Source organism: Dongia sp., assembly GCF_041910485.1.
Taxonomy (GTDB): domain Bacteria; phylum Pseudomonadota; class Alphaproteobacteria; order Dongiales; family Dongiaceae; genus Dongia.
This window is the reverse complement of the sequence record NZ_JAYRQR010000025.1, coordinates 1-16,628: the sequence shown is the minus strand read 5'-3', so window position 1 is coordinate 16,628 and position 16,628 is coordinate 1. Positions and strand designations below refer to the sequence as shown.

General features: G+C 62.5%; 12 protein-coding genes and 1 pseudogene. 8 read left to right on the top strand and 5 right to left on the bottom strand.

Annotated elements, in window-relative coordinates:
• The first annotated feature begins 178 nt into the window (after positions 1–178).
• From ACE3PP_RS07435 to ACE3PP_RS07420, 4 genes are all read left to right on the top strand, one after another.
• Positions 179–1,306, top strand: a complete 1,128-nt coding sequence (locus tag ACE3PP_RS07435) for a calcium-binding protein (protein WP_374379916.1) — start codon at positions 179–181, stop codon at positions 1,304–1,306.
• A gap of 196 nt (positions 1,307–1,502) precedes the next feature.
• Positions 1,503–3,476, top strand: a complete 1,974-nt coding sequence (locus tag ACE3PP_RS07430; RefSeq protein ID WP_374379913.1) for a PAS domain S-box protein — start codon at positions 1,503–1,505, stop codon at positions 3,474–3,476.
• A gap of 128 nt (positions 3,477–3,604) precedes the next feature.
• Positions 3,605–5,038 carry a metalloprotease TldD gene (gene tldD / locus ACE3PP_RS07425; RefSeq protein WP_374379911.1) on the top strand — a complete coding sequence of 478 codons (1,434 nt, stop codon included), beginning with the start codon at positions 3,605–3,607 and terminating at the stop codon, positions 5,036–5,038.
• 95 nt (positions 5,039–5,133) lie between these two features.
• Entirely contained in the window at positions 5,134–5,862 is a 729-nt protein-coding gene (locus ACE3PP_RS07420; protein WP_374379908.1) for a class I SAM-dependent methyltransferase, read from the top strand.
• Here the strand turns inward: ACE3PP_RS07420 and ACE3PP_RS07415 are convergent.
• The 3 genes from ACE3PP_RS07415 to ACE3PP_RS07405 are packed head-to-tail and all read right to left on the bottom strand — an operon-like array spanning position 5,859 to position 8,286.
• On the bottom strand, positions 5,859–6,791 hold the full coding sequence (locus ACE3PP_RS07415) for a DMT family transporter (protein ID WP_374379906.1): 933 nt from the start codon (positions 6,789–6,791) through the stop codon (positions 5,859–5,861). The genes ACE3PP_RS07420 and ACE3PP_RS07415 overlap by 4 nt on opposite strands.
• Positions 6,788–7,069, bottom strand: a complete 282-nt coding sequence (locus tag ACE3PP_RS07410) for a DUF1289 domain-containing protein (protein ID WP_374379903.1) — start codon at positions 7,067–7,069, stop codon at positions 6,788–6,790. The genes ACE3PP_RS07415 and ACE3PP_RS07410 overlap by 4 nt, the downstream gene beginning before the upstream one ends.
• The gene (locus tag ACE3PP_RS07405; protein ID WP_374379900.1) at positions 7,066–8,286 is read right to left on the bottom strand and encodes a diaminopropionate ammonia-lyase; all 1,221 of its coding nucleotides are present in this window, start codon (positions 8,284–8,286) and stop codon (positions 7,066–7,068) included. The genes ACE3PP_RS07410 and ACE3PP_RS07405 overlap by 4 nt, the downstream gene beginning before the upstream one ends.
• A 77-nt stretch (positions 8,287–8,363) precedes the next feature.
• Here ACE3PP_RS07405 and ACE3PP_RS07400 point away from each other — a divergent pair, with 77 nt between their 5' ends.
• The 3 genes from ACE3PP_RS07400 to ACE3PP_RS07390 are packed head-to-tail and all read left to right on the top strand — an operon-like array spanning position 8,364 to position 11,720.
• A complete protein-coding gene (locus ACE3PP_RS07400) occupies positions 8,364–10,127 on the top strand; it encodes an adenylate/guanylate cyclase domain-containing protein (protein WP_374379897.1) in 1,764 nt (587 codons plus the stop codon).
• Positions 10,128–10,131: 4 nt separating this feature from the next.
• A complete protein-coding gene (locus ACE3PP_RS07395) occupies positions 10,132–11,055 on the top strand; it encodes a fatty acid desaturase (protein ID WP_374379894.1) in 924 nt (307 codons plus the stop codon).
• Positions 11,055–11,720 carry a phytochelatin synthase family protein gene (locus ACE3PP_RS07390; RefSeq protein WP_374379891.1) on the top strand — a complete coding sequence of 222 codons (666 nt, stop codon included), beginning with the start codon at positions 11,055–11,057 and terminating at the stop codon, positions 11,718–11,720. Before ACE3PP_RS07395 ends, ACE3PP_RS07390 begins: the two co-directional genes overlap by 1 nt.
• A gap of 42 nt (positions 11,721–11,762) precedes the next feature.
• Here the strand turns inward: ACE3PP_RS07390 and ACE3PP_RS07385 are convergent, their stop codons facing one another.
• A complete protein-coding gene (locus ACE3PP_RS07385) occupies positions 11,763–12,236 on the bottom strand; it encodes a tetratricopeptide repeat protein (protein ID WP_374379888.1) in 474 nt (157 codons plus the stop codon).
• Positions 12,237–12,578: 342 nt separating this feature from the next.
• Here ACE3PP_RS07385 and ACE3PP_RS07380 point away from each other — a divergent pair, with 342 nt between their 5' ends.
• Positions 12,579–16,046, top strand: a complete 3,468-nt coding sequence (locus ACE3PP_RS07380; RefSeq protein ID WP_374379886.1) for an FAD-dependent oxidoreductase — start codon at positions 12,579–12,581, stop codon at positions 16,044–16,046.
• A gap of 272 nt (positions 16,047–16,318) precedes the next feature.
• On the opposite strand, the pseudogene ACE3PP_RS07375 reads toward ACE3PP_RS07380, so the two are convergent.
• Positions 16,319–16,628 (bottom strand): annotated as a pseudogene (locus tag ACE3PP_RS07375) (chemotaxis protein); the annotation flags it as partial.

Sequence of the window (16,628 nt, the reverse complement as noted above, 5' to 3'; positions counted from 1 at the left end):
AGAGGTCCCGGGCGTTTTTGTTTGTGCAAAAGACATACATTCATCGCGAATAGACCTTAATTCCGCATCGTGACGTACATTACGGGAATAGAAGGGCGACGTTCAAAACCCGTCCGGCTTGGGCAGCGACAGATCTGCAAGTCTGAAGTCAACCCTTGAAGCCGGAAGGAACTGGATCATGCCCGTGGATGTCAATTTCAATGCCGATTTGCTGAAGAAAAAGCTCGCTTCGCTGCAGATCTATGCCAATCACATCGAAGGCAACAATTGGGCCAATTCGCTGACTGGTTTCGACAAGGCCGATTGGATCCAAGGCTGGGGCGGCAATGACACGATCCGCGGCAATGGCGGCAACGATTTCATCGAAGGCGGCGCTGGCGATGATGATCTGATCGGCGGCGACGGCCACGATAAGGTCTTCGGCGATGAAGGCAATGATGCCCTCTATGGCAATGACGGCAATGACGAGCTGGACGGTGGTCTCGGCCACGACACGCTCTCGGGCGGCGATGGCAATGACAAGCTCGTCGGCGGTGAAGGCAATGACTGGCTGTTCGGCGATGCCGGCGACGACACGATCGAGGGTGGCCAAGGCAATGATAAAATCTACGGCGACGAAGACAGCGACAAGCTCTATGGGGCCGAAGGAAACGATCTGATCTTTGGCGGAGAGGACAATGATTTGCTCTGGGGCGGTGAAGGCGACGACAAGCTCTATGGCGGCAATGGCGACGACTATTACATGCGGGGTGAAGGCGGAAATGACGAATTATGGGGTGGTGAAGGCAACGACCATATGCATGGCGAAGATGGCGCCGATAAGCTGTATGGCGAAAATGGCGATGACTATCTAGACGGGGGCAATGGCGCCGACGAACTCTATGGCGGCGACGGCAACGACCATCTGTATGGCGAAGGCGACAGCAACGGCCTTTGGGGTGGCGCCGGCAATGATTTCATCTTCACCGGATATGGCAACAATATCACCTATGCTGGCGCCGGCGACGATATCGTCGTTGCTGAGGGCGCACTGGATCTTATCTATACCGGATCGGGTGCGGACATCGCGTCGTTTGATGCCGCGCACTATCACGGCAAAGCGCTGATTTTCGATTTCGATATGGAGAGCGATACCCTCCAGTTCTTCGACGGCATCAGCGAAGGCGTCACGCTGACCGAAGATTCCAGCGGCGATGTGAAGTTCACCTTTGGTGGCGGCGGCTCGGTAACGCTGGTTGGCGTCGACTATAACAAGGCAATTACCTACGATGATTTCAACATCCAATGGACTGCCAGCGCCGACTGATCCGTAGCAATTTAGATGTTTATCAGATAATATTCCTATATCTCGCCTCATCCCCAGGGGCCGCCGATCGAATGTCGCGGCCCCTGGGGTTTGGATAACAAATCCTTAGGAACTGAGGCCCTAGCATCGTTTCTCGATTGCGACATGGCGTAGTGGTCAAGATTTTCGGGGCGGGCTGACCGCCCATTGTGAAGCGATGCAGCAGGCCGACCGGAATCAGTATCCACATGTCGAACCATTGGGTGCCAGCGAGGAATCGGAATCGCTGTTCCGCGCCGTGTTCGAACAATCCGCTGTGGGCATCTGCTATTCCGATTTCGACGGCGTTTTCATTCGGGTCAATCCGCGCTTTTGCGAACTGACCGGGTATGGGGCCGACGAACTGGTAGGGCGCAGCTTTGCGGCGATCACGCACCCGGACGATGTGGCGATTGATGCCCGGCTGGGCGATGAACTGATCGCCGGTACGCGCGGGCCTTACACGCTGGAGAAGCGCTATCTTCGCAAATCCGGCGAGATCGTTTGGGTGCGCCTCACGGTGACCCTGGCGCGGACGCCCAACGGTGCGCCGCATCGCCTGGTGGGCGTCATCGAAGACATCAACCACATGATGCTGACCGAACAGGCGCTGCGTGGCAGCGAGGCCCGCCTGCGCGAAGCGCAGCGCATCGCCCACCTCGCTTCCTACGAAATCGACCATTGCGATGAATCGCGCAATTGGTCGAACGAGCTCTACTCAATTCTGGAAGTCGAGGCGACAAGCGACAGGCCGACTTTCGAACTGTTCGAGCAGCGCGTCCATCCGCAGGACCGTGCGCTTATTCGCAAGACCAATGCCGAGGCGATTGCCAATCGCGCGCCGTATTATCTGACGCATCGTCTGGTCATGCCGGATGGTCGCATTAAATATGTCGAAGTTCGCGGCATCACGACCTACGCCGAAGACGGTACGCCGCTCAGGTCCTTCGGCACAGTCCAGGACGTCACCAGCCGCAAGCAGGCGGAAATCGCGTTGCGCCAGGCCAAGGAAGCCGCCGAAAGCGCCAACCGCGCCAAGATGGATTTCCTGGCCAATATGAGCCACGAGCTGCGGACACCGCTCAACGCCATTCTCGGCTATGCCCAGCTGCTGGAATCTGAGCGCGCCGGTCCGCTGGAGGTAAAACAGCGGGAATATTTGCGCGACATCATGGCCGGTGGCCGGCATCTTCTGGAACTCATCCAGGACATTCTGGAGCTAGCCAAGATTGACGCCGGTCGCATCGGCCTGAAGATAGAGCCGATTGATGCGCTGGCGGTGATCGGTGATGCCCTGCCTCTCATTGAAAGCATGGCGGCGGACCGCGCCATCACACTCAACATTGCGTCGCCGCTGCAGCCCTTGCCACCGCTGCTGGCCGATCGCGTAAGGCTGCGCCAAGTCATTCTCAATCTGCTCAGCAATGCCGTCAAATATAACAGGGTCGGCGGTCGCGTCGATGTCACCTGCGCTGAGATGCGGCCAGGATTTTTGCGCATCTCCGTCCGCGACACGGGTTTCGGCGTGCAGCCCGAACGCCAATCCGAACTCTTCGTGCCGTTCAGCCGGCTGGGGGCTGAGACGCTGGCGATCGAGGGAACAGGCATCGGCTTGTCTTTGACCAAGAAGCTCACCGAGCTGATGTCAGGTCAAATAGGTTTCCAAAGCGTTGTCGATGAAGGCAGCTCATTCTGGGTCGAACTGCCGATCGCCGGCGTTGGCAATCTGGCGCCGCCGCCCGAAAATTCTTCGCCGGTGCAAACGCCACTCAGCGGTTCGTTGCCGCCACCGGCTGGCGAAATCCGGCGCAATATCCTTTTCGTTGAGGACAATCCGGCCCATGTGCGTCTGGTCGAACGGGCATTGGGGCAGATTCCGCATGTGGCGATGACCCCCGTCCATACGGCGGAACTGGCGCTGGTGGCGATGCGGACGCTGTCGCCCAATCTGATCCTCGTCGATCTCGGCGATCCTGATCCCGTGCGTCAGGATTCCCGCCGCCGGCTGGTCGCCATCGCCAGTCAGCGCAACATCCCGGTCCTCGATCTCGGTGCCAATCTGGCTCATGAGCGCGTGAGCGGTGGTGGAGAGGGAATCGATATTCCCCGCCTGCTCAGCGAGATAGAGCGTCGCCTCGCGACCCACGGCTAGTCCCTGCCGTGACAAGGGGCTTCTACTCTTTCAGGCCGTGTCGGCAGTGGCATTCGGGCCGCCAAGCGCCTATATCATTGGCTAGATCCTGCGGGAAACGCGCCCAGACGCCTATCGGAGCCGATGCCATGTCCAACATTGCCACCACCGACCAGCTGTTTTTCGAGCGCGCCGGTCTCGATCGCGACAAGACCGAGGCAGTGGTCAAGGACGCGCTGAACGGCGCCGACGATGGCGAACTCTATCTCGAATACCAGCAATCGGAAGCCCTTTCCTTCGACGATGGCAAGTTGAAGAGTGCCAGTTTCGACACCACCCAGGGCTTCGGCCTGCGTGCCATCAGTGGCGAAATATCGGGCTACGCCCATGCCAGCGACCTTTCCGAAGGTGCCCTGGCGCGTGCCGCCCAGACGGTGAAGGCCGTCCATGCCGGCCATCAGGGGACGCTCGATGTTGGGCCGGTCGGTACCAACCGCCAGCTCTATGCGCCGGACAATCCCCTGGGGTTGCTGCCCTTCGAGCGCAAGGTGAAACTGCTCGAGGAAATCAACGCCTATGTGCGCGGCAAGGACGCGCGGGTGCGGCAGGTCATGTGCTCGTTAACCGGCTCCTGGTCGGCCATCCAGATCATTCGCGGCGATGGTGAGCGTATGGCCGACATCCGGCCGCTGGTGCGCCTCAACATTTCGGTGATGGTGGAAGAAAATGGCCGCATGGAAACGGGTTCGTTCGGCGCGGGCGGCCGTGTCACTTATGATGGCGTGATCGAGGCCGGGCATTGGCAGCAAGGTGCCGACGAGGCTCTGCGCCAGGCCATCGTCAATCTTTCCTCTATTCCCGCACCTGCCGGTGAGATGCCGGTGGTCCTGGGGCCGGGCTGGCCGGGCATCCTGCTCCACGAAGCGATCGGGCACGGGCTCGAGGGGGATTTCAATCGCAAGAAGACGTCGGCCTTTGCCGGCCTGCTGGGCAGCCGCATCGCGGCTCCGGGCGTCACCGTGGTCGATGATGGGACGCTCACCGACCGGCGCGGCTCCCTCACGATCGATGACGAGGGAACGCCGACGCAATGCACGACCCTCATCGAGGACGGTATCCTCAAAGGCTATATCCAGGATCGGCAGAACGCGCGCCTCATGGGCATGAAGCCGACGGGCAACGGTCGCCGGCAGAGCTTTGCCCACAACCCCATGCCGCGCATGACCAACACGATCATGCTGGGCGGCAAGCACGATCCGGCCGAAGTTCTGGCGTCAGTGAAGAAGGGGCTCTACGCCGTCAATTTCGGCGGTGGCCAGGTCGACATCACCTCCGGCAAGTTCGTCTTCTCGGCGTCGGAAGCCTATCTCATCGAGGACGGCAAGATCGGTCCGGCGGTGAAGGGGGCGACCCTTATCGGCAACGGCCCGGACGTTCTCACCAAGGTCGGTATGATCGGCAACGACATGAAGCTGGATACCGGTGTCGGCACCTGCGGCAAGGAAGGCCAGGGCGTGCCGGTGGGTGTCGGCCAGCCGACCTTGCGCATCGATGCGCTGACGGTGGGCGGCACTGCGGCGTAAAGCCCCGCTTCTTCGCATCTGCAGAGCTTCTCTTGCCATCGGCAACTTGCAGTGGCATCAAGGCGTGACGCCCTCGATGCTGACCGGGTTGATTGATGACATCGCTTGCCTTCCGGCGCAATCAAGCGCTGGCACCGAACATGTACGTGCCGGAATCCCGTTTCGGCATCTGGTTCCTGAAGACCGAGACCTGGGCTGTCCATGTGCTGGAACGTGCGCTCAAGGATCTTGAGCGCCTGATCCCCGCGCGCCGCGCCGCCTATCCGGTCATTGTCGATGTAGGTTGCGGCCGCGGCCGTTCGTTTCGCCTCCTGCGCACGCGCTTTCAGCCCGAACGCATGATCGGCATCGATGTCGATGGCGCGATGCTGGAGATTGCGGCCCGTGAGACGGCGGCAGAGGGAATGTCGGTCGAGTTCCAGCAGACGACATCCTCGCGCATGATGCTCGCGGACGAATCCGTCGATATGCTCTTTTGCCATCAGACGTTCCATCACCTGATGGACCAGGGGGCGGCGCTCGCTGAGTTCCGCCGCGTGCTGAAGCCGGGCGGATTGCTGCTGTTCGCGGAATCGACCCGCAAATATATCCACTCGCCGATGATCCGCCTGCTGTTCCGCCATCCGATGGATGTCCAGCGCTCGGCCGAGGAATATCTCGCTATGATCCGTGGCGCAGGTTTCGAGGTCGCCGACAGCGCGATCTCGCTCCCCTATCTGTGGTGGAGCCGCAACGATCTGGGACTGCTGGAACGCTGGTTCGGTATCCGCCCGCCCAAGGACCGTGAGGAGACGCTGCTCAATTGTGTGGCGGTGAAGCCCTAGGCGCGCCGTGCCCGCAATTGCGGCGCCACCAGCACCAGGAACAGGGCCAGCACGACCAGGCTCAGTGACAGGATCTCGTCCCAGCCGACCGCATCGCCCGTGATCATGGCCGACGAGATGATGCCGACCACGGGAATGGCGAGCGTGCCGATGGCGGCCACCACCGCCGGATAGATCGCCACCACACGGAACCAGGCCCAGTGGCAGAAGATCATCGGGATGAGGGCGGCATAGGCGACGGCACCCCAGCCGATGCCGCTGACGGCTGACGGATCGAATTCATGATCGAAGAGGACGGCGCCGAGGAAGATCGGAATACCGCCCAGCAGCATCTGCCAGGCGACAAGCGATGTGGTCGGCATCTGATAGCGGTGCGTCTTCAAGGCGACCGTGCCGAACGCCCAGGCAATGGCGGCGAGCAGCATGAAGATCGGCCCCCAGGGATGGGCGCTCAAGTTGCCCCAATCCGGCACCACCAGCACGGCGAGACCCAGCATGCCGACACCAAGGCCGATGAGGCGCAACCCGTCGATCTTCTCACGGAGCCAGATGGCGGCGATGGGTGCCGCCCATAACGGCATGGTGAAGGCCAGGATCGAGGCGCGGCCCGGTTGCATCAGGGTGACACCGAGCGCCGAGAAAAGATGCCAGCCGGTGATATTGCCGAGGGCGGCGATGGCAAGCGGCTTCAGATCCGCCCGTGGTATGCCGAGCTTCAGCCGAGCGGCAGAGGCGATGGTGAAAAGACCACCGGCACCGGCCAGAAGGCAGATGCTGCGAAAGGCCCAGACCGGCACCTCGTTGACCGACAGCTTGATCGCCGGCCAGTTGATGCCCCAGAAAATGGTGATGAGAACCAGAAGAATGATGCCGGTCGCATCATTCTCGCCTGCTGCGGGCCTCCCCAGAGTCTTGGCCTGCTCGCTCATGTCGCAGCGGCTTTGGCGCGCCGTTCGGCGATGCGCGTCAGGATGGCGTGGCGCTGGTCGGGTGTCGAGATGATCCAGTCACGGATCTCGTCGATGGTGCGCGTGCAGCCGACGCAATAGCCGGTCATCGGATCCATCTGGCACACACTGATGCAAGGCGAAGGTGGGCCGGAGGCGAGGAGGCGCATGCGCTCATCGCGGCGCTTCTGCCGGGCCAGCCGATCCTGCATCAGGCGGCGTCCTTCATCCATGCCCTTTTGCTGCGGATCGTCGTTCATGCCGCCAAAACCTCTTCCGGTTTGCGCCCGACCAGTTCGGCATAGAGTACGGGATCCGTCGCCCCTTCGCTGCCGATGATGAGAATATTCGCGTGTGCATCGAGGAGCAGCGCCTGGCGCGCGCGCTCATCGAGGCAGCCGGCGATGAGACCGGCGAGGCCGCCGACCCCCGCCTCGCCGCCGACGATCCTGCCATCCCCGCCGATTCCCTCGGCCAGCACTTTCATGGCAAAGACGGCCGCATCGTCCGGCACGGTCATGAAGGCAAAGCTCGCTTTGTCGAGCAGCGACCAGGCCAGCGGTGAGACCTCGCCGCAGGCAAGGCCCGCCATCAGCGTATCGAGCTTGCCGGTAACCGGCGTTGGCCGTCCGGCCTTGGCGCTCTCGAAATGGCAGGCAGCCTTTTCCGGCTCAACCACGACGATCTTCGGGCGCAGCGCATCAAGCTCCAGCCACAGATAGCCGGCAACCGCCGCCGGCAGGCCGCCGACACCGGCCTGGATGAAGACATGACTGATCTGCTCGGCCGGAGCCAGCTGATCCATCACCTCGCCCATCATCACGCCGTAGCCGTGCATCACGTGGCGCGGGATCTCCTGATACCCGTCCCAGGTCGTGTCGGAGATGACCTGCCAGCCGTTCTTCGCCGCGTCGGCTGCGCAAGCGCGGACCGAGGCATCGTAATTGTCCGGGATGCGGCGCATTTCGGCACCGAAGGCGGCAATAGCTTGCTCTCGGCCGACGCTGACGCCCTGGTGGATATAGATGACCGCGCGGCAGCCGAAGATCTGGGCGCCCCAGGCGACGGATTTGCCGTGATTGCCGTCGGTCGCGGTGCAGACGGTGATATCGCGCGTCCGCGCGCGATGCTTGCCGGCGAGGAGATCGGCGACGGAGACATCGCCGCCCAATTTGTCCTGCAGATGGCGCAGCACGGCATAGGCGCCGCCCACGGCCTTGAAGGCGCCTAGGCCGAAACGTCCACCTTCATCCTTATAGGCGATCCCGCCGACGCCCAATTGGTGCGCCAAACCCGGCAGGCGGCGCAGGGGCGTTGGCTGATAGCCGGGCCAGGCCTTGATCTCGGCGGCGGCGCGGGCAAAACCGGCTTCGTCCACAACACCAGTGGCCGCAGCGGCGAGGCTCTCCTCGGCCGGGGCCAGGCGGGGGTTGACGAAGACATGGGCGGGAAGGTGAGGCGGTTTCCAATTGGTCATGGTGGCGACTATTATCAAACGGCCGGCGTCCCCGCAAACGCCGCCGGCGCGCGTGACCCATCTGGGAGCTGCATAGATTGCCATCGACTGCTGCCAGCACCACAGCCCGATCCGATACCCGCTCGCTCCGCCGGATGCTGGGCGTCCGACTGCTGGGCCGTGTGCGCCTTGTTTCCGGCCTTATCCTTTTTGCCTATGTGCTCACGCATAACCTCAATCACGCGCTGGGTATCGTCTCGCTGAAATGGCTCGAGGCCGGGCGCCATATCTTTCTGGCCTTCTGGCGATTCCCGCCGGTCGAACTGGCGCTCTTCACCGCCCTGTTCCTGCATGTGGTGGTGGCCCTCATTGCCCTCTACCGCCGCCGATCGCTGAAGATGCCCTTCTGGGAGGGCGCGCAGCTGGTCCTCGGCCTCGCCACGCCACCCTTGCTTCTCCTTCATGTGCTGGGCACGGCCTATGCGCATGACCGTTTCGACTTCAACGATTCCTATGCCTATGTGCTGCTCTCGCTCTGGGTGTTCCTGCCGGGATATGGCGCCTTGCAGGCACTGGCCGTTGTCACTACCTGGATCCACGGCTGCATCGGCCTTGCCTATTGGCTGCGCCTCAAGCCCTGGTATCCTCGATGGCGGGCCTATCTTTTTGCAGGCGCCATCGTCCTTCCCGTGCTGGCCCTCATCGGTTTTGCCGATGGCGGTCGCGCCGTCGCCGAACGGCTGGAAGAGGATGGCTGGTTCGACCAATTGAAGGCGCACGACAATCTGCCGGGCGCCGAGGCGATAACCGAAGTCTATGCGCTGCAGCGCGTGGGACTTTGGATCTGCGGCGGGTTGCTCCTCGGCGTGCTGCTGGCGCGGGTCGGGCGCGACTGGGTCGGTCGCCGCCGCGCCATCGAGATCGCCTATGAAAATGGGGCGAAGGTGCGGATCCAGGCCGGCATGACGGTGCTGGAGGCGAGCCGTATCGCGAACATCCCCCATGCCTCGGTCTGCGGCGGCCGTGGTCGTTGCTCGACCTGCCGCGTGAAGATTCTCAGCGGTGCCGATGCGTTGCCGGCCGCAAGCGAAGATGAAAGGCGCGTGCTGGCGCGCGTGGGTGCGGCACCGGATACGCGGCTTGCCTGCCAATTGCGCCCTTTGGCACCCGTGACAGTGGCGCCGCTACTCCCAGCACAAGCCGGGCCGCAACAGGCACTGGCGCGTGGCGATCATCATTCGGGCCGCGAGCTGGAAATCGCCATCCTCTTTGCCGATCTGCGCGGCTTCACGCAGCTTTCCGAGCAGCGCCTTCCCTATGATGTCGTCTTCCTGCTCAACCGCTATTTCAAGGCAATGGGCGAGGCGGTCTCGCAGGCCGGCGGCCATCTCGACAAGTTCATCGGTGACGGGGTGATGGCGCTCTTCGGGATCGAAAGCGGCATGGCCGGAAATGGCGAGGCTGGCAAGCGTGCCTGCCAGCAAGCCCTCGATGCGGCACGGCGCATGTCGGTCAACCTCGCCGAACTCAACCGGCACCTCATGGCCGATCTCAAGCAGCCGTTGCGGATCGGCATCGGCATCCATTTCGGCCCCGTCATCGTCGGCGATATGGGCTATGGCGCCAGCCAGCATCTGACGGCGATCGGCGATGCGGTCAACACGGCCAGCCGCTTGGAGACGGCGACCAAGGAATTCGACTGCCAGCTCGTCATTTCGGAGCAAGTCGTGCGGCATGCAGGGCTTGACGTCGGCGCGGACCGGTTGGAACGCATCAATGTGCGCGGCCGCGAGCAAACCTTGGGTGTTTTGGCGATCAAATCGGCGCAGAATATCGAGGCGGCAGCCGAGGCAGCGGAATAGGGGCATGACCGATATTTCAGCGCAACCAGTCGATGTCGTGAAAGAGGCGGCGGATCTGCGCCATCTGCTGACGCGAAGCGATCGGATTGGGCTGCGCCATCTCGCCGGTCATGTCGTGCTTCTCATGCTGACCGCGCTGCTGATCTTCTGGGCGCGCGGGTCGATTTGGCAATGGCCTGCCATGCTTCTGCATGGCGTCGCTCTCGTCTTTCTCTTTGCGCCACTGCACGAGACCATCCACCGGACGGCCTTCGCCAGCCGCTTCCTCAACGATACTGTGGCGTTTGCAATTGGCGCGCTGTTGATCCTGCCTCGTGAATATTTCCGCGCCTTTCATTTCGCCCATCATCGCCATACCCAGGATCCGGCGCGCGATCCGGAATTATCCTCGCCAAGACCCGCGACGAAGGGACAATGGCTGCTTTACGTCAGCGGCCTGCCCTATTGGCGCGGGCAGATCGCGGGCCTCGCCACCCGTGCGCTGGGCAGGACGCCGGAGCCTTTCTATGGGAACGATCAGCAAAGGCGCAAAGTCGTGCGGGAGTCGCGGTTGATTCTGGCGCTCTATGCCGTGATCCTCTTGCTGTCGATTTTTGGCGGCAGCGATATCGCCTGGCGCTATTGGCTGCTGCCGGCACTGCTGGGCCAGCCTTTCCTGCGGCTCTATCTCCTTGCCGAACATTGGGGTTGCCCGCTTTCGCCGGCCGAGGTGCCGATCGACATGCTGGCCCGCTCGCGCACGACCTATACCAACGCGTTCGTGCGGTTCCTCGCCTGGAATATGCCCTTCCATGCCGAGCATCATGCCAACCCGGCACTGCCGTTTCATGCCTTGCCGGCAGCCAATGGCTTAGTGCGAAACCGGTTGGGAACGACTGGCCCTGGCTATGCGGCAGTGACGCGCTGGATTTACGAGAGGCTCGACTGATGGATGGTGGCAAACAGGCGCATCTTCTGACGCCGCTTTCGGCAGACAACGCCCATGTGCGGCGCAATCCGGCGCCGAACTTCTGGGCCTTGGCGCCGCATCAATTGCATCAGCACACGGATTCTTCCTGCTCGCTTGCCAGCGCCACCATGATCCTCAACGCCGCGCGCGGCGTTGCTGGGCAGAACCGTGTCGGCGGCTTGGTCAGCGAGAAGCGGCTCCTCGATCTCTTCGACCATACCGATTGGCGCGCCGGCATCGCGCCCGAAGGTGGCGGTCGGAAGCTCTTGGAACTGGCGGCGCATCTTGACGAGGCGCTGCAGCACTATGGCCTGACGGATTGGCGGGTTGAGACGCGGCAAGTCACTGCGGCTGACGATACCAGCGCCGCCCGGCTGCGCGCCGACCTCACCGCGCTCGAAGCCGATGCCGGCTTCTTCCTGATCGCCAACTTTCATCTCGATGATTTCTATGGTGACGGCACCGATGTAGGCCATTTCTCACCACTCGGTGCCTACGATGCCGCGACCGACCGTGTGCTGGTGCTCGATGTCTACAAGGCCGACTATGAGCCGAGTTGGGCGCCGGCGGATCACCTGCTGAAGGCGATGGCGCGCCCCTGCGACGACGGCAAGGCCCGAGGCTATCTGGTTCTGCGTCGCTAACCCCGCACTGATCATCCAGCGCGGGGCGTATCGACCATCAGATCAATTGATATTGTTATCGTCCTTGTAATCGTCGATCGCCTCTTCGAGTGTGTCGAACTCGTCGCAATCGCCGCAGGCAGCCTTGAGGACGGCGAGCTGCTTCTCGGCATTGGGCAGGTCCTTCTGCTCCAGATAGAGTTCGCCCAGATATTCATTGGCACCGAGATGCTTGGGCTCAAGCGCCAGCGCTTTCAGGTAATATTCCATGCCAGCCTTCCAATTGCCCATCTTGCGATTGGCAAAGCCCAGCTGGTTGAGTGCGTCGGCATACTCGCCCTTTTCCTTGATCGATTTCTGCAGCAGCGGAATGGCAGCGGAGTATTTCTCGTCGTCGATCAGGTCCACGGCTTTCTTGTAGTCGTCGGCCTTGGCGGCGGGCGCCGTCGAATCCGACCCCATCGAGAAGGCATGGCTGGCGAGCCCCAAGCTAAGACCCGCGACGGCGGCGATGAGGGCAAGGCGCTGGCTGTTCATATTCTACTCTCCTCTTTTCTGGCTCGTTTCAGAGTTGACGATGGCGGCCTGCGTGTGCCGCCTCGTCAAAAAAGCTAATTGACCCGTTCCGCCCCCGCTGTGAAGCCGTTCACAAGTACCTGCCACCCCCTCATCCAAGGGGGCAAGTATTTGGACGGGCGCGGGGAATGTCCAACCACGAATTCGCGACCGGGCCGGTTTTGTTTCGCCGATCTGCCACATCTGCTTTTATGCCGCGCCGGATGGGCCTTGCGCGTGATTGTTTGTACACGAATAATGTTGCCGAGCCACCCGATGCCGCGCTGCTGGGGTTGTTGCAGCGCAACACGAAGGAAGCCGCCCATGGACGATCTTTCCACGGATCTCACGCTGGCGCATGGCCTGCGCTTTGCCGATCTCTACGATCCGGCGGGTTTGGCAAGGCTCGACCAATTGTTCCTGGACCATCTTGGCGACAGCGATCCCGCGTTGCTGGGTAGGCTCGCCGCCGCCCGCGCCGATGCGAACTTCGACCGCAAGGTGGAATCCCAGCTCATTCTCGATCTTTCGGGTCCGCTTGAAGATTTCGTGAGCGACCTTTTCGGTATCGGCACGGAGCTCCGCGCGCTGCAGGCGGCGCATAACGAATTGGCGCCGCTTTACACCTGCAAGCGCCTCTTCGTGCAGCGGCGGGCGCTCAAGGCGTATGGCGCCGACAAAATCGCCGGGATCGATGCCGAGACATTGCGCCGTGATTTGACCGCGCGCATGGGTGGCGCATTTGATGAACTGACTTTCGCGCGGCATGTCGAGGCATGGAGCGTGGACGAAGCGGCCCACGCGACCGAGATCGAGCAGGCCCTGCAATACGCCGCCTGGGCAACGCAGAGCGAAGCAGGGCAGGCGCTGCATCGGGCCGGCATCCTCTTCAAGGCACCGAGGAAGATCGATCCGCTGCATCTCCTCCATCTGGAAACCGAAACGCGCCACGGCGTCACCAGCTACAAGCTCGCCGCCGACAAGCTGCGGAACCGCGAGGGCTTTGCGCTGACCGACCACGGCACCGACCTCAAAGGCGCCCTCGATCACGCCAATTACTGCATCTGGTGCCACAATCAGGGAAAGGACAGTTGCTCGAAGGGCCTTCACGAGAAGGATGGCAGCTTCAAGAAAAGCACCTTCGGCGTGACGCTGGCCGGCTGTCCGCTTGAGGAAAAAATTTCTGAGATGCATGCGGCCAAGGTCGCGGGCCAGCCCTTGGGGGCGCTTGCCATCATCGCCATTGACAATCCGATGGTGGCGGCGACCGGGCACCGCATCTGCAACGATTGCATGAAGGCCTGTATCTATCAGAAGCAGGAGCCGGTCGATATTCCGCAGGCCGAGACGCGCACCTTGAAGGATGTGCTGGCTCTGCCCTACGGCTTCGAACTCTACAGCCTGCTCACGCGCTGGAACCCGCTCAATCTGCGCCGGCCGCTTGCCAAGATGCCCAGCGGCAAGAAGGTGCTGGTGGTTGGGCTGGGGCCGGCCGGTTATACGCTGGCGCATTATTTGCTAAATGACGGCCATACTGTCGTCGCCATCGACGGGCTGAAGATCGAACCCTTGCCCGACAGCCTTTCCGGGGTCGCGGCCGATGGTCGGCGCATGCCGTTCCATCCGGTGCGCGACGTTGCCGAACTGACCGAAGATCTGGGCAGCCGTGCGATGGCCGGTTTTGGTGGCGTCGCCGAGTACGGCATCACCGTGCGCTGGGACAAGAACTTCCTCAAGATCATCCGTCTTCTGATCGAGCGGCGTGGCTCCTTTGCCATGTTCGGCGGCGTGCGTTTCGGCGGTACGATCACCTTGCAGCAAGCCTGGGAGATGGGCTTCGACCATGTGGCACTCGCCATGGGCGCCGGCAAGCCGACATTGCTCGATATGCCGGGCGGTCTTGCCAAAGGCGTGCGCATGGCATCGGATTTCCTGATGGCGCTGCAACTCACGGGCGCCGCCAAGACCGATTCCATCGCCAATCTGCAACTGCGCCTGCCGGCGGTCGTGATCGGCGGCGGTCTGACCGCCATCGACACGGCGACCGAAGCGATGGCCTATTACCCGCTGCAGGTCGAAAAATTCCTCTCCCGCTACGAGATCCTGGCGGCGGAGAAGGGCGAAGCTGCCCTGCGTGCCGTCTGGACGCCGGCCGAGTTGGTCGTCGTCGACGAGTTCATCGCCCATGCCCGTGCGATCCGCGCCGAACGCGCGCGCGCGGTGGCAGAGGGCACAAGTCCCCGCATTTCGGAACTGCTGCAGGCGTGGGGCGGCGTGACCCTCGCTTACCGCCGCCGCCTCATTGATGCGCCGTCCTATACGCTCAACCATGAGGAAGTCGAAAAGGCGCTGGAAGAGAATATCCGCTTTGCCGAGAATTTGACGCCGACACGCATCGACGTCGATGCCGACGGCTTTGCCGAACGTATCCACATGAAGGATGCGGATGGTGTTGAGCACCCTCTGCCGGCGCGGGCGATTCTGGTTGCCGCCGGCACGCGGCCCAATACGGTCCTGGCGCGCGAGGATGCCGAACATTTTGCGCTCGATGGCCAATATTTCCGCGCCCTCGACGAGGCGGGCACCGTGGTGACGCCGGAAAAGCTCGCCAAGCCGAAAGTGCCGCGCGTCATCACGCAAGCCCATGCGGATGGGCGTGCGGTCAGTTTCTTCGGCGATCTCCATCCCTCCTTTGCCGGCAATGTGGTGAAGGCGATGGCCAGCGCCAAACAAGGCTGGTCGGTCGTATCGGCCGCACTCGAGCGGCGACCCGGCGGCAACGATGGCGCCAAATTCCTCGACGATCTCAACAAGCGTCTCCGCGCCCGGGTGCGCACGGTCAACCGCTTGACGCCGACCATCGTCGAGGTGGTGGTCGAGGCACCACAGGCCGCCGCCAATTTCCAGCCGGGCGAGTTCTATCGCCTGCAGAATTTCGAAAGCCTGGCACCGCGCGGCGCGGACACGCTCCTCGCCATGGAAGGGCTGGCGCTGACCGGCGCCTGGACCGATGTCGAACACGGGTTGGTCGGCCTCATCGTGCTGGAGATGGGCGGCTCATCTTCGCTGTGCATGGAGTTGAAGCCCGGCGAGCCGGTCATCCTGATGGGCCCGACCGGGGCGCCGACCGAAATCCCCGCCGGCGAAACCGTGCTCTTGGCCGGCGGCGGGCTCGGCAATGCGGTTCTTTTCTCGATCGGCCGCGCGCTGCGCGCCGCCGGATCGAAGGTGCTCTATTTCGCCGGCTACAAAATGCTCGAGGATCGCTACAAGGTCGCCGACATCGAGGCGGCTGCCGACATCGTCATCTGGTCGTCGGACGAGGCGCCGGGGTTCTTACCGACGCGGCCGCAGGATAAAGCCCATGTCGGCAACATCATCGACAGCATCCTCGCCTATGCCGACGGGCGCCTCGGGCCGGTCTCCATCGCCCTCAGCGATGTCGACCGCATCATCGCCATCGGCTCGGACGGCATGATGGCGGCGGTACAACGGGCGCGGCATGCGGTACTGAAGCCCTATCTGAAGCCCAACCACTGCGCTGTGGGCTCGATCAACTCGCCGATGCAATGCATGATGAAGGAAATCTGCGCGCAGTGCCTGCAGCCCCATAAGGACCCGGTGACGGGGAAGGAGAGCGTCGTTTTCTCCTGCTTCAACCAGGACCAGGATCTCGACCGGGTCGATTTCGGCGGCCTGCGACAGCGCCTAGGGCAGCAATCGGTCCAGGAGAAGCTGACGCGCCAATGGATCGCCCATGCGCTGAAGGCGCGCGAGCTCGCGGCGGAGTAGGCAATCGCGGAAGGGGGCGGCCATCGCCAGCCCACCGCTTTGCCGGTCAGTACATCCGTGATCCGGCGAAAGGGTTGGGCGGCGGGCCGATGATCGCCTGCAATCGGGGTTGCATCCGCGGGCCATCGGCCATTTCGACCAGGAGGGCCGCGTGGGGGGCAGCGGCACCATCCGTCATGGAAATGGATATGGGCATGCCATCCGGCCACCGCAATGTTTCACGTGAAACATTTTTTGCGGTAAAATGCCGCTAAGTACGTTACGCTAAATCCTTAGAGGCTGCGCACCTTGTGCAGGAAGGTGTCGACCTCACGCTTCAACCGCTCGCCATTGTTCGCCAATTCGTTCGCAGAACTGAGGACCTGGGTCGAGCCGGCGCTGGTCTGCTGCGAGGCCTGGGTGACACCGACGATGTTGCTGGAAACCTCGGCGCTGCCGGCAGCCGCCTGCTGAACGTTGCGCGAAATCTCCTGGGTCGCGGCACCCTGTTCCTCCACCGCCGAGGCGATGCCGGTTGAAATCTCGTTCACGCGGCCGATGGTCTGGGTGATGGCTGCGATCGCCGTTGCCGACTGGTCCGTT

Coding starts and splice junctions, on each gene's coding strand:
- ACE3PP_RS07415 (WP_374379906.1), bottom strand. CDS start 6,791: ATGAGCGAGCAGGCCAAGACTCTGGGGAGGCCCGCAGCAGGCGAGAAT.
- ACE3PP_RS07395 (WP_374379894.1), top strand. CDS start 10,132: ATGACCGATATTTCAGCGCAACCAGTCGATGTCGTGAAAGAGGCGGCG.
- ACE3PP_RS07380 (WP_374379886.1), top strand. CDS start 12,579: ATGGACGATCTTTCCACGGATCTCACGCTGGCGCATGGCCTGCGCTTT.
- ACE3PP_RS07430 (WP_374379913.1), top strand. CDS start 1,503: ATGCAGCAGGCCGACCGGAATCAGTATCCACATGTCGAACCATTGGGT.
- ACE3PP_RS07390 (WP_374379891.1), top strand. CDS start 11,055: ATGGATGGTGGCAAACAGGCGCATCTTCTGACGCCGCTTTCGGCAGAC.
- ACE3PP_RS07405 (WP_374379900.1), bottom strand. CDS start 8,286: ATGACCAATTGGAAACCGCCTCACCTTCCCGCCCATGTCTTCGTCAAC.
- ACE3PP_RS07385 (WP_374379888.1), bottom strand. CDS start 12,236: ATGAACAGCCAGCGCCTTGCCCTCATCGCCGCCGTCGCGGGTCTTAGC.
- tldD (WP_374379911.1), top strand. CDS start 3,605: ATGTCCAACATTGCCACCACCGACCAGCTGTTTTTCGAGCGCGCCGGT.
- ACE3PP_RS07410 (WP_374379903.1), bottom strand. CDS start 7,069: ATGAACGACGATCCGCAGCAAAAGGGCATGGATGAAGGACGCCGCCTG.
- ACE3PP_RS07435 (WP_374379916.1), top strand. CDS start 179: ATGCCCGTGGATGTCAATTTCAATGCCGATTTGCTGAAGAAAAAGCTC.
- ACE3PP_RS07420 (WP_374379908.1), top strand. CDS start 5,134: ATGACATCGCTTGCCTTCCGGCGCAATCAAGCGCTGGCACCGAACATG.